Genomic DNA, 12551 nt, shown 5'->3' with positions numbered 1-12551 from the left:
TATGGCAGCCACTGGCGACTCGGCCTAGGATACGGCGCATGTAAAAAGGGAGTGTTTTCATGCGTAAGTCTTTTGTCGTCAGCCTGTTGAGTGCTGGCATCCTGCTGGCCGGCTGCCAGGCGGTGAATACCACCAGCGGCGGTGCTGTTGGCGTCGAGCGCCAGCAGTACATGTTCAGCATGCTCTCGACCGACGAGGTCAATCAGATGTACGCCCAGTCGTATCAGCAGACCCTGGGTGAAGCATCGAGCAAGGGTGTGCTCGACAAGTCCAGTGCCGATGCCAGGCGTGTGCAGGCCATTGCCAACCGCCTGATTGCCCAGGCGCCCAAATTCCGCCCGGATGCCGCGCAGTGGGACTGGCAAGTCAACGTGATCAAGAGTGACGAACTGAACGCCAACTGCGGCCCGGGCGGCAAGATCATCGTTTACACCGGGCTGATCGATCAGCTCAAGCTCACCGATGCGGAAATTGCCGCAGTGGTAGGGCACGAGATTGCCCACGCCTTGCGTGAGCATAGCCGCGAGGCCATGTCCAAGGCATACGGTGTGGAAATGGCTCGCCAGGGTGCCGGTGCCATCTTCGGCCTCGGCCAGAGCAGCATGGCCATGGCCGACACGGTGGTGAACTACGCCATGACCTTGCCCAACAGCCGGGCCAACGAGAACGAGGCCGACCTCATTGGCCTGGAGCTGTCGGCCCGTGCCGGCTACGACCCGAATGCCGCGATCACCTTGTGGAACAAGATGAGCAAGGCTTCCGAAGGTGCACCGCCTGAGTTCATGAGCACTCACCCGGCGTCCGCGAGCCGCATTGCTTCGCTGCAGGCGGCGATTCCGAAGGTGATGCCGCTGTATCAGGCTGCAGCCAAACCGTAACTGCCTGAATGCAGGGGCTGCATGGCAGCCCCCGCTTTCCCTTTACCCAATCCAGCCACTGGTCTTCATTGCCGAATAGACGGCCACGATCGCCAGCACGAAGAACGCCGTTGCCGCCAGGCGGCGAATCAGCGTCAACGGCAGTTTGTCAGCCGCGAAGTTGCCCGCCAGCACCACCGGCACGTTGGCAATCAGCATGCCCAGGGTAGTGCCGATAATGACCATGATCAGGTGCGGATACTGCGCGGCCAGCATCACGGTAGCGACCTGGGTCTTGTCGCCGATTTCGGCCAGGAAGAACGCAATCAGTGTCGTCAGGAACGGCCCGAAACGGCGAGCCGGGTTCTCGTCGTCATCCATTTTGTCCGGCACCAGGGTCCACAGTGCGGTGGCGGTAAAGCTCGCGGCCAGGATCCAGTGCAGCGCCGATTCGCTGAAGAAGCTGCCGACCCAAGCCCCCACGGCACCAGCCGCGGCATGGTTGGCCAGGGTGGCGGCGATGATGCCGGCGATGATCGGCCAGGGTTTGCGGAAGCGGGCAGCGAGAATGAGTGCGAGCAGTTGCGTCTTGTCGCCGATCTCGGCCAAGGCAACGATAGCGGTGGGGACCAACAGAGATTCCAGCATCAGGATTCCTACGGGGGCGGGTCGACACGGCTATGACACGTACAGCCTTCCCGCCCCGGGTAAGGTGTGCGTGTCATAGGTCTTGTCAAACCCTCGATCCGTCTATGCGGATCTCGCCATGCAGGCTTGCATGGTGGGTCGCACGCGCCATGGTCTGTGGACCAAGTATGTTGACGCGTACCGGGCGAGCTGGGTGCTCGCGGGAGACTACTCCCCTAGGACGGTGCGGATTCTGCCTAGGCAAAACGCTTTCGGCAAGCGCTGTTTTTATCCGTGAGTTGCCTGGTAGATGCGGAAGCCGTCGGCCTCGTCACGTACCTGACAGTTGCCCAATGCCCCTTCGATCAGTGGCTGGTAGCGCAGGAAGCTGTTGGCCACCAAGCGTATTTGGCCACCTTTTCGCAGATGAACGGCCGATTTTTTCAGCAAGTTTTCTGAAGCTTGATAGTTGGTATGAACGCCGGTGTGGAACGGCGGGTTGCTCAGGATAAGGCTCAGTTCGGTAGGGGCTGCGTCAATGCCATCGCCGCTGATCACTTCGCCTTCCAGGCCGTTGGCAGCCAGCGTCAGGCGGCTGGCGGCCACGGCGAAGGCATCCACGTCCAGCAAGGTCACCCGGCTTTGTGGGTATCGGCGTTTGAGCGTGGCACCCAGCACCCCGGCACCGCACCCAAAGTCCAGCATGTGGCCATCGGCCAGGCCGTCAAGATGCTTCAGTAGCAGGGCAGTACCTCGGTCGAGTCGGCCATGGCTGAATACCCCAGGCAGGCTGACCACCTGAAGCGGGCCGTCTTCCAGGGCCAGCTCGAAGCGCTCGGCCAGGCTTTCCAGCGGTTTTGCCTGTGGCGCCTGGTCGATGGTCACTTGCCACAGCTGGCAGTGCCGGGCACTGTCGAGTTTGCGTGGCTTGCCAAAGGCCTGCAACTGCTTGGCCGCGCCCTCGATGCCGCCGCGCTTCTCACCGACCAGGTACAGCTCGCGGCCAGCCAGGCGCGACGCCAGGGCGTTGAGCAGGTAGGCGGCCAGCTCGCGGGATTTGGGCAGGAACAGCACGGCGCTGTCGAATGCTGCTTCAGGGGCCTCGACGCCGTAATGGCTGCGGCCTGCGAAACGGCTTTCGAGCATGGCCTGATCGCCGGCATGCCAAGTCCAGGCCTGGGCCTGAGGCAACTGGCCGAGCAGGTCGTCGGCGGGGGCGCCGGCGATCAGCAGCGGCCCCTGAAACAGCTCTGCCTGGCGGAGCAACACTTCACTGCGCGGGTCCATGGACGACGTCTCCTGGAAAAAAGTGGCGCAGTGTAGCAGAGGCGGGCGCCTGGCTCAGCTGACCACGCGGCGTGGCTGCCCGGCGAAGAAGGCCTGGGCGTTCTCGCTGAGCTGGCCGACGATGCGCTGGCGCGACTCCACGGCACCCCAGGCGCTGTGCGGGGTGATGATCAGGCGCGGGATGCCGGGCTCCAGCAGCGGGTTGCCGTTGACCGGCGGTTCCACGCTCAGCACATCGGTGGCCGCGCCGCCCAAGTGACCACCGCGCAGGGCGTCTGCCAACGCCTGTTCGTCGATCAGGCCGCCACGGGCGGTGTTGACCACCAGCGCATTGGGCTTGAGCAGGGCCAGTTCGCGGGCACCGAGCATATGCCGGGTGTACTCGTTCAGCGGGCAGTGCAGGGTCAGGGCGTCGACTTGCGGCAGCAACTCGTCCAGCGGTAGCCGGTCGGCGCGCTCCGGGCGGCCAGGGATCTGCCCGCTCAGTACGCGCATACCGAAGGCTTCGGCCAGCCTCGCCACGGCGCCGCCCAGTTCACCGTGGCCGAGCAGGCCGAGGGTTTTGCCTTCCAGTTCGACGATAGGAAAGTCCAGCAGGCAGAACTGGCTGGCCTTGGCCCACTGGCCTTCGGCTACCGCCTGGTTGTAATCGCACAGCCGGGTGGCCAGGGCCAGCAGCAGGGCCAGGGTATGCTGGGCGACAGACGGCGTGCCGTAGCCCTGGCAGTTGCATACGGTGATGCCCTGGGCGCGGGCGGCGGCCAGGTCGACATTGTTGGTGCCGGTAGCGGCCACCAGGATCAGCTTCAGTTGCGGGTTGGCGGCCAGGGTCGCGGCATCGAGCATGACTTTGTTGCTGACCACTGCCACGGCGCCCTGCAAGCGTTCTGCAACCTGTTCCGGGCGGGTCGCGGCGAACAGTTCGAACGCGTCGAACTGCTGCTTCAGGGGTGAAAGGTCGAGGTCGCCAAGGTCCAGGGACTGGTGATCGAGAAACACGGCGCGACGCGGGCTGGGCATGAAGATCTCCGGTGGCAGGGAGGGATAAGGGTGTTGTGGCCATTCGCGGGCACTACAACCCTTGCGGGAGCGGCCTTGCCCGCGAAGAGGCCCTCAGCTTCGGCACAAAACTGAAGCCGACGCCGCAGTGTCTAGCTCAACCTTGCCGCCCGTCAACGCCCGCCACTCATACCTCTGCCACGCAAATCATTCCTTCGGCTGATTTAGCCGTCATATTGGCGGACTACAGTAATCCCCAGACTTGTCCGGCCCGCTTTTCAGAAAAGGGATACCCATGTTGCAGACGCGCATCATCAAGCCCGCCGAGGGCGCCTATGCCTATCCATTGCTGATCAAGCGCCTGCTGATGTCCGGCAGCCGCTATGAAAAGACCCGCGAAATCGTCTATCGCGACCAGTTGCGGCTGACGTATCCACAGCTCAACGAGCGCATTGCCCGCCTGGCCAATGTGCTGACCGAGGCCGGGGTCAAGGCCGGGGACACCGTGGCGGTGATGGACTGGGACAGCCATCGTTACCTGGAATGCATGTTCGCCATCCCGATGATCGGTGCCGTGGTGCACACCATCAACGTGCGCCTGTCGCCCGAGCAGATCCTTTACACCATGAACCACGCCGAAGACCGAGTGGTGCTGGTCAACAGCGACTTCGTCGGCCTGTACCAGGCCATTGCCGGGCAGCTGACCACTGTCGACAAGACCTTGCTGCTGACTGATGGCCCGGACAAGACTGCCGAACTGCCCGACCTGGTCGGCGAGTATGAGCAGCTGCTGGCTGCCGCCAGCCCGCGCTACGACTTCCCGGACTTCGACGAGAACTCGGTAGCCACCACCTTCTACACCACTGGCACCACCGGTAACCCCAAGGGCGTGTATTTCACCCATCGGCAACTGGTACTGCACACACTGGCCGAAGCCTCGGTCACCGGCAGTATCGACAGCGTGCGCCTGCTGGGCAGCAACGACGTGTACATGCCCATCACCCCGATGTTCCACGTACATGCCTGGGGCATCCCCTACGCTGCCACCATGCTCGGCATGAAGCAGGTGTACCCGGGGCGCTACGAGCCAGACATGCTGGTCAAGCTCTGGCGCGAAGAGAAGGTCACCTTCTCCCACTGCGTACCGACCATCCTGCAGATGCTGCTCAACTGCCCGAACGCCCAGGAGCAGGACTTCGGCGGCTGGAAGATCATCATCGGCGGCAGTTCGCTCAACCGGTCGCTGTACCAGGCCGCCCTGGCACGCGGCATCCAGCTGACCGCCGCGTACGGCATGTCGGAAACCTGCCCGCTGATCTCGGCCGCACACCTGAACGATGAACTGCAGGCCGGCAGCGAGGATGAGCGCGTCACCTATCGAATCAAGGCCGGTGTGCCGGTGCCGTTGGTCGAAGCGGCCATCGTCGACGGCGAAGGCAACTTCCTGCCCGCCGATGGTGAAACCCAGGGCGAGTTGGTACTGCGTGCGCCGTGGCTGACCATGGGCTACTTCAAGGAACCGGAGAAGAGCGAGGAGCTGTGGCTGGGAGGCTGGCTGCACACCGGTGACGTCGCCACCCTCGACGGCATGGGTTACATCGACATCCGCGACCGCATCAAGGATGTGATCAAGACCGGCGGCGAGTGGGTTTCCTCGCTCGACCTGGAAGACCTGATCAGCCGCCATCCGGCCGTGCGCGAAGTGGCGGTGGTGGGGGTGGCGGACCCGCAGTGGGGTGAGCGCCCGTTTGCCCTGCTGGTGGTACGGGACGGCCACGATATCGACGCCAAGGCGCTGAAGGAACACCTCAAGCCGTTCGTCGAGCAAGGTCATATCAATAAGTGGGCGATTCCAAGCCAGATCGCCGTTGTTACTGAAATTCCCAAGACCAGTGTCGGCAAGCTCGACAAGAAACGCATCCGCCAGGACATCGTCCAGTGGCAGGCCAGCAACAGCGCATTTCTTTCCACGTTGTAACCTTTGTGCGGGTCGCGTACGTCAGGGCGCGACCCGCATGCTAGAGAGCCCGCCGCCTTGCCAAACGGCAGAAATGCGCCATCCTTGAGCACTGCCAGCCCGCAACCGGAGCAAAACGGCAGCGAGTTGGTGGCATGGAGCGCAAATCACACTTTAGAGGGATCAAGCGCCTGTGCCTGCTGGCTATAGTCGGGGCCAGGGGATTTTCAGGAATGGGGGAGGGCGACATGCGCAAGCTGTGTCGCCGCAGGTGCAAGCCTGCAAACCGGTCGCTCGGGCCGTTCTTGAAAGGACTCACTGCCATAACAAAAAAGTACATGGAGTAGCGTCGATGAAATCTGCAAACCTGTTCTGGCGCCGGGCCAAGCTGCCCTTGGCCGTCAGCCTTGCTTCCACGCTCGCAAGTCCTGCTTTCGCTGTCAGTTTCAACATTGGTGAAATCGAAGGCCAGTTCGACTCCTCGCTCTCCATCGGCGCCAGCTGGTCGACGGCCAACCCCAACAAGAACCTGATAGGGGTTAACAACGGCGGCAAGGGCCTGTCACAGACATCCGACGATGGCCACCTGAACTTCAAGAAGGGCGAAACCTTCTCCAAGATCTTCAAAGGCATTCATGACCTGGAGCTCAAGTACGGCGACACCGGTGTGTTCGTCCGTGGCAAGTACTGGTACGACTTCGAACTGAAGGACGAAAACCGCGAGTTCAAGGACATCAGCGACTCCAACCGCAAGGAAGGCGCCAAGTCGTCCGGCGCCGAGCTGCTCGACGCCTTTGTCTACCACAACTACGCCATCGGCGATCAGCCTGGCTCGGTGCGTTTTGGCAAGCAGGTGGTGAGCTGGGGCGAAAGTACCTTCATCGGCGGCGGCATCAACTCGATCAACCCCATCGACGTGTCGGCGTTCCGCCGCCCTGGGGCCGAAATCAAGGAAGGCCTGATTCCGGTCAACATGTTCTATGTGTCGCAAAGCCTGACCGACAACCTGTCGGCCGAGGCCTTCTACCAGATCGAATGGGACCAGACGGTCGTCGACAACTGCGGCACCTTCTTCTCGCAGCCGGACATCATTGCCGATGGTTGCAGTGACAATCTGCGGGTGTTGAACAGTAGCAGGGCGTTGTCGCCCCAGGCGCTTGCCGGTTTGTCGGCATTTGGTGTGGACGTGAACAGCGAGGGTGTGAAAGTACCGCGTGGCGCCGACCGCGATGCGCGTGACAGCGGCCAGTTCGGCGTCGCGTTCCGCTACATGTTCGAGCCGCTGGATACCGAGTTCGGTGCCTACTTCATGAACTACCATAGCCGGGCACCGATCTTCAGTGCTACCGGGGCGCCGCAGGCGCTGTTCAACCTGGTGAACAACCCACTCGCGTCACCTGCGGTACGAGCGCTGGCGCCGTTGATCATTGCAGGCAACTCCCAGTACTTCGTCGAGTATCCGGAAGACATCCGTCTGTACGGGCTGAGCTTCTCCACCACATTGCCTACTGGCACGGCCTGGAGCGGCGAACTTAGCTACCGCCCTAACGCTCCAGTGCAACTCAACTCCACAGATATTCTGTTTGCCGGTGTAAGGCCGATCGATAGACCGCCCTACAACAATGCCTCGGTGCTGACTGGCACTCCAGGACAAGACCTGCACGGCTACCGGCGCAAGGAGGTCACCCAGTTCCAGACCACCTTCACGCACTTCTTCGACCAGGTCATGGGTGCCAGCCGCCTTACCGTGGTCGGCGAAGTCGGCGTTACCCATGTGGGTGGGCTGGAAAGCAACAGCAAGGCGCGCTACGGGCGTGACCCGGTCTATGGCCCGGGCCCATTGCCAAACGGCACCTGCGCCACTCTCAACGGTGCCACCATCGTCGGTTCGGGGCTTGGCTCCTCAACCGCGAACCTTGATCGCAACTGCGAAAACGACGGCTTTACCACCTCGACCTCCTGGGGCTACCGCGCCCGTGCCATCTGGGACTACAACGACGTATTCGCCGGGGTCAACCTCAAACCAAGCGTGGCCTGGTCCCATGATGTCTCCGGCTACTCGCCCGGCCCTGGCGGCAACTTCGAGGAAGGCCGCAAGGCAGTCAGCCTGGGCCTGGACGCCGAGTACCAGAACACCTACACGGCGAGCCTGTCGTACACCAACTTCTTTGACGGCAAGTACACCACAGTGGATGACCGCGACTTCGTCGCCCTCAGCTTCGGTGTGAACTTCTAAGCATACAGATCCAGGACGACACGACATGAACAAGACCAGAAGTCTGCTGCAAGCCGGTGTGCTGGGCCTGTCCCTGCTGGCGACCAGCGTCATGGCTGCGGTATCCGCCGACGAGGCGGCCAAGCTGGGCAGCACCCTGACCCCGATGGGCGCCGAGAAGGCCGGCAACGCCGACGGCTCCATCGGCCCATGGGAGCCGCTGTCGAAGACCGCAGGCAGCGTCGACGGCAAGGGCTTCCTGTCCGATCCGTACGGCAGTGAAAAGCCGCTGTTTACCATCACGGCGCAAAATGCCGACCAGTACAAGGACAAGCTCTCGCCGGGCCAGATGGCCATGCTCAAACGCTACCCGAGCACCTACAAGATCCCGGTGTTCAAGACCCATCGCGGCGCAACCGTCCCGGCCGATGTGTTCGCGGCCATCAAGGAAAACGCTACCAAAACCACCCTGGTGGAGGGCGGTAACGGCCTGAGCAACTTCCGCACGGCGGTGCCGTTCCCGATCCCGAAAAGCGGCCTGGAGGTGATCTGGAACCACATCACCCGCTACCGCGGCGGCAGTGTCAGCCGCCTGGTGACCCAGGCCACGCCGCAGCAGAACGGCTCGTTCAACCCCGTGTACTTCTCCGACCAGTTCGTCTTCCGCGACAAGATGAAGGACTACGACCCGAACAACCCGGGCAACATCCTGTTCTACTTCAAGCAGGAAGTCACTGCGCCTGCGCGCCTGGCCGGGACTGTGCTGTTGGTGCACGAAACCCTCGACCAGGTGAAGGAGCCGCGCAAGGCGTGGATCTACAACGCCGGCCAACGCCGTGTGCGCATGGCACCCCAAGTGTCGTATGACGGCCCGGGTACCGCCGCAGACGGCCTGCGTACATCGGACAACCTGGACATGTTCAACGGTGCACCCGATCGTTATGACTGGAAGCTGGAAGGCAAGAAGGAACTGTACATCGCATCGAACGCCTTCAAACTGGATGATCCGAAGCTCAAGTATGCCGACATCATCAAGGCCGGGCACATCAACCAGGACCTGGCCCGTTACGAGCTGCGCCGCGTCTGGCACGTAGTTGCAACCCTCAAGCCGGGCCAGCGGCACATCTATGCCAAGCGTGATTTCTACATCGATGAGGACACCTGGCAGGCAGCAGTGATCGACCAGTACGACGGCCGTGGCCAACTGTGGCGCGTGTCCGAGGCCCACGCTCAGCCTTATTACAACGTGGAAGTGCCTTGGTACACCCTGGAAGCCATCTACGACCTGCAGTCCGGTCGTTACCTGGCCCTGGGCATGAAGAACGAAGAGAAACGCGCCTACGATTTTGGCTTCAGTGCCAGCAAGGCCGACTTCCAGCCAGCGGCGCTGCGTCAGTCGGGTATTCGCTAAGCTGAAATCACTGAAATCCGTGTGATCCCCAGAACGCCCCGGCTCGCCGGGGCGTTTCTATTTCCTGAACCGGCCTCTTCGCGGGTGAACCCGCTCCTACAGGTTCCGCGCAGCCCTGTAGGAGCGGGTTCAACCGCGAAGAGGCCGGACAAGGCAATAAACCTCCTGAATACCTCCCCAAACCCCCGCCCCAGCCCCTGTCCATCAGTCATGTTGCTTTTTGTCGCAGTCTTTTCCATGGCAAATGCGCCCATCATCTTCAAATGCGCCGCATTACCCGCTAGTCTCGCAAGCATCCATACCGCCGTTGTCTTCCAACCAGAACGAGCCGGCCATGACAGATTTGTCCCGTACGCATGGATTCGCGAGTCAGGCCCTTGGCCTGCGGGACGGGCGTTTCTTCCGGCCGCCGCTGCCGGATGGCCATGTGCCGCGCCTGCGTTTGTGCCAGCGGCTGGAAGCCGGCTTGGGCGGGCGACTGTTGCTGGTCAATGCCCCGGCGGGTTTCGGCAAAAGCTCCCTGGCCATCGAGTTTTGCGAAACATTGCCCGAGCACTGGCGCAGCCTGTGGCTGGGCCTGAGCCAGCGGGATGCCGACCCTGGCCGCTTCCTTGAGCGCTTGCTTGAAGGCCTGCAGCAGTACTGCCCGGCCCTGGGCGGCCAGGCCATGGGCCTGCTGAAAATGCGCCAGCGCCACCAGCCGTTTGCCTTTGAAGAGTGGCTAGATGGCCTGCTCGATGAGCTGGCGCTGTACCTGCAGGCTGATACGCCGCTGCTGCTGGTACTGGACGACTATCACCTGGCCCAGGGGCCGGTGCTCGACCGCTGCTTGCAGTTCTTCCTCAATCACCTGCCCCCCGGCCTGGTGTTGCTGGTGACCAGCCGCCAGCGGCCAGACTGGCACCTGGCGCGCCTGCGCCTGTCCCGGCAGTTGGTCGAGCTTAACGAACAGGATCTGCGCCTCACCGCAGATGAGTCGCTGGCCGTGATCGGCCGCCAGCCTACCGGCCTGCGCGGCCAGGCGCTGGACAACCTGATCCAGCGCAGCGACGGCTGGGTGGCCGGGTTGCGTTTCTGGCAGCTGGCGGCCAGCGACAGCGCTGACGAGCAAGCCTTGCCCCAGGCGCTGCATGGTGGCGAGGGCCTGATCCGCGACTACTTGCTTGAAGAGGTCATCGACAGGCTACCTGCAGACGTGCAGGCCTTCTTGGACGAAACCGCCTGCCAGGAGCGTTTCTGCGCTCCACTTTGCGATGCGCTGCGTGGCCGCCATGACAGTGCCGCCGTCCTGAGCTTCCTGCAGGCGCATCAGGTGTTCCTGGTGCCGCTGGACGAGCATGGGCACTGGTTCCGCTACCACCATTTGTTCTCCGACCTGCTGCGCAGCCGCCAGGCCAGCGAATCACTGGTGGCTCTGCATTTGCGAGCCTGCCGCTGGTTTGAAGCCCAGGGCCTGCTGGATGAGGCGGTGGAGCAGGCTTTGCGTGCCGGCCACCTCGATGTTGCCGCCGACCTGGTGCAGAGCCTGTCCGAGGAGCAACTGCTGGCCGAGCAGAACGTCGGCATGTTGCTGCGCTGGAAGATGGACCTGCCCGACAGCCTGTTGATCAGCACGCCGCGGCTGATCGTGCTGTACAGCTGGGCGTTGGGCCTGGCTTGCCAGCTGGATGCTGCCGAGGAACTGGCCGGCTACCTCAGTCGCTTTTTGCCCGCGCCTTCGGCGACTGCGCAGAAGTCGATGCTGGCCCAATGGCTGGCACTCAGTGGGGTCATTGCCCGTGGCCGTGGCGATCGCGAGCGCACCTTGGCCTATTGCGGCGAAGCGCTACAAAGCCTGCCGAGCAAGCGCTATGGCCAACGCCTGGTGTGCTTGTCGACGCTGTCCAACCTGGCCATTGCCGATGGTGACTTCTGGCGTGCCCGAGGCTGGAACCGTGAAGCCCTGGAACTGGCCCAGCGTGTCGGCAACCCCTTGTTCGAGGCGCTGGCTCATTACGACCGGGCGCGGGTGCTGCATGCCCGTGGCGAGGTGCTGCGCGCCTTGGACGAAGTGCGCCAAGGGCTGCAACGTCTGCAAGGGCTTTCGGCGCAGCGGCTGTATGCCGTGCGTGCGCGCCTGACGCTTTACGAAGGTTACCTGCTGGTCTCGCGCCTGCAGCCGGCTCAGGGCCGGGCGCGTTTGCGCGCGGGGCTGGGTGAGGCGCGGGCGTGCCGGGACATCAGTGTGCTCATCGGCCATTGCGTGATTGCCACGCTCGATGGCAGGGAAGGTCACTTTGCCGAGGCCTTTGCCGAACTGGCCGAGGCCGAGCGTTTGATGCATATATGGGATGTGCCCCCGGTCTACTATCTGGCCATGATTACCCTGGTCAAATGCGAACTGTGGCTGGCCCAGGGGCGTACCGACCTGGCGGAGTCCTGGCTGCAGCGCCTGGGCCAGACCTATGGTGGCGAGCAGCCGGCGGTGCCACCGGAATTCCATCCGCTGCTGCCTTTGCACATTGCGTTGCAGCAGGCATTGCTCGATCGTATCCAGTTGCGTAGCGACGATGCCGTGCAACGCCTGGCTTGCCTGGTAGAGCGCGGCCAGGCCAGTGGCGGCATGATGCTCGCCGTAAGCGCCCTGTGCCAATGGCTTTCCCTGCTGTTGGACGAAGGCAAGGAAGGGCAGGCCGCGCAGTTGCTGCCCAGTTTGCTGGAGGCGGCTCATGGCGGCGTGATGCAGCCGATGCAGCCACTACTGGAAAAACACCCGCAATGGCTTCATGAACAACTGCAGGCAGGTGCCGTTTGCCCGGTGCAGGCTGAACTGCTCAAGCATCTGCCGCCAGTGCCAATCGCCAGTACGGGCAACGGCGAAGCGCTGAGTGGTCGTGAGTTGGCCGTGCTCGAACTGATTGCCCAGGGCTGTTCCAATCAGCAGATCAGCGAGCGGCTGTTCATTTCCCTGCACACGGTGAAGACCCACGCCAGTCACATCAACAGCAAGTTGGGCGTGGAGCGGCGCACCCAGGCGGTGGCCAAGGCCAAATCCCTGGGGTTGCTGGCGTGATACTGGCTCTGTAGGTCATGGTTCGTTAAAGCGATGGCCTGGCGCCATGGTTCGTGGCCGGCGATGCTCTATCCTCATCTTTCCCGACCAGCTGCCGATACAGCTATCGGTGGCATCGCCTCGCGCGATTTTTCAATCATTCCAAG

8 protein-coding genes and 1 riboswitch are annotated in these 12551 nt (G+C 62.8%); of the genes, 5 read left to right on the top strand and 3 right to left on the bottom strand.

The window, feature by feature from the left end; genetic code table 11:
* The first annotated feature begins 59 nt into the window (after window positions 1-59).
* A complete protein-coding gene (locus ACF8EA_RS21530; RefSeq protein WP_021783481.1) occupies window positions 60-878 on the top strand; it encodes a M48 family metallopeptidase in 819 nt (272 codons plus the stop codon).
* A 42-nt stretch (window positions 879-920) separates the two neighbouring features.
* Here the strand turns inward: ACF8EA_RS21530 and ACF8EA_RS21525 are convergent, their stop codons facing one another.
* The 3 genes from ACF8EA_RS21525 to ACF8EA_RS21515 all read right to left on the bottom strand — a co-directional run bounded on the left by ACF8EA_RS21525 (window position 921) and on the right by ACF8EA_RS21515 (window position 3791).
* Window positions 921-1502: a TMEM165/GDT1 family protein gene (locus ACF8EA_RS21525; protein WP_172402786.1), complete on the bottom strand. Its 582-nt coding sequence runs from the start codon at window positions 1500-1502 to the stop codon at window positions 921-923.
* A 91-nt stretch (window positions 1503-1593) separates the two neighbouring features.
* Window positions 1594-1733, bottom strand: a riboswitch (yybP-ykoY riboswitch).
* Window positions 1734-1772: 39 nt separating this feature from the next.
* Window positions 1773-2771 carry a class I SAM-dependent methyltransferase gene (locus tag ACF8EA_RS21520; RefSeq protein WP_021783479.1) on the bottom strand — a complete coding sequence of 333 codons (999 nt, stop codon included), beginning with the start codon at window positions 2769-2771 and terminating at the stop codon, window positions 1773-1775.
* 54 nt (window positions 2772-2825) lie between these two features.
* A complete protein-coding gene (locus tag ACF8EA_RS21515) occupies window positions 2826-3791 on the bottom strand; it encodes a 2-hydroxyacid dehydrogenase (RefSeq protein WP_021783478.1) in 966 nt (321 codons plus the stop codon).
* A gap of 274 nt (window positions 3792-4065) precedes the next feature.
* Between ACF8EA_RS21515 and ACF8EA_RS21510 the strand changes: the two genes are divergently transcribed.
* The 4 genes from ACF8EA_RS21510 to ACF8EA_RS21495 all read left to right on the top strand — a co-directional run bounded on the left by ACF8EA_RS21510 (window position 4066) and on the right by ACF8EA_RS21495 (window position 12405).
* Window positions 4066-5748 (top strand): fatty acid--CoA ligase, encoded by a 1683-nt coding sequence (locus ACF8EA_RS21510; RefSeq protein WP_103470144.1) that lies wholly within the window; start codon window positions 4066-4068, stop codon window positions 5746-5748.
* Window positions 5749-6079: 331 nt separating this feature from the next.
* Window positions 6080-7963, top strand: coding sequence for a DUF1302 domain-containing protein (locus tag ACF8EA_RS21505; RefSeq protein ID WP_103443491.1), 1884 nt, complete (start codon window positions 6080-6082; stop codon window positions 7961-7963).
* A 25-nt stretch (window positions 7964-7988) separates the two neighbouring features.
* Window positions 7989-9353: a DUF1329 domain-containing protein gene (locus ACF8EA_RS21500; protein ID WP_021783475.1), complete on the top strand. Its 1365-nt coding sequence runs from the start codon at window positions 7989-7991 to the stop codon at window positions 9351-9353.
* 334 nt (window positions 9354-9687) lie between these two features.
* Entirely contained in the window at window positions 9688-12405 is a 2718-nt protein-coding gene (locus ACF8EA_RS21495; protein ID WP_392523159.1) for a LuxR C-terminal-related transcriptional regulator, read from the top strand.
* The last annotated feature ends 146 nt before the right edge of the window (window positions 12406-12551 follow it).

The organism is Pseudomonas sp. YQ_5 (assembly GCF_043103305.1).
GTDB classification, from domain to species: Bacteria; Pseudomonadota; Gammaproteobacteria; order Pseudomonadales; family Pseudomonadaceae; genus Aquipseudomonas; species Aquipseudomonas putida_Y.
The sequence above is the reverse complement of the archived record's forward strand: the minus strand, read 5'-3'. Positions and strand labels throughout refer to the sequence as shown.

What these genes read in the sequence shown, in the direction of transcription:
- ACF8EA_RS21520 (WP_021783479.1), bottom strand. Translation starts at nt 2,771, where the DNA reads ATGGACCCGCGCAGTGAAGTGTTGCTCCGCCAGGCAGAGCTGTTTCAG.
- ACF8EA_RS21505 (WP_103443491.1), top strand. Translation starts at nt 6,080, where the DNA reads ATGAAATCTGCAAACCTGTTCTGGCGCCGGGCCAAGCTGCCCTTGGCC.
- ACF8EA_RS21500 (WP_021783475.1), top strand. Translation starts at nt 7,989, where the DNA reads ATGAACAAGACCAGAAGTCTGCTGCAAGCCGGTGTGCTGGGCCTGTCC.
- ACF8EA_RS21510 (WP_103470144.1), top strand. Translation starts at nt 4,066, where the DNA reads ATGTTGCAGACGCGCATCATCAAGCCCGCCGAGGGCGCCTATGCCTAT.
- ACF8EA_RS21515 (WP_021783478.1), bottom strand. Translation starts at nt 3,791, where the DNA reads ATGCCCAGCCCGCGTCGCGCCGTGTTTCTCGATCACCAGTCCCTGGAC.
- ACF8EA_RS21530 (WP_021783481.1), top strand. Translation starts at nt 60, where the DNA reads ATGCGTAAGTCTTTTGTCGTCAGCCTGTTGAGTGCTGGCATCCTGCTG.
- ACF8EA_RS21495 (WP_392523159.1), top strand. Translation starts at nt 9,688, where the DNA reads ATGACAGATTTGTCCCGTACGCATGGATTCGCGAGTCAGGCCCTTGGC.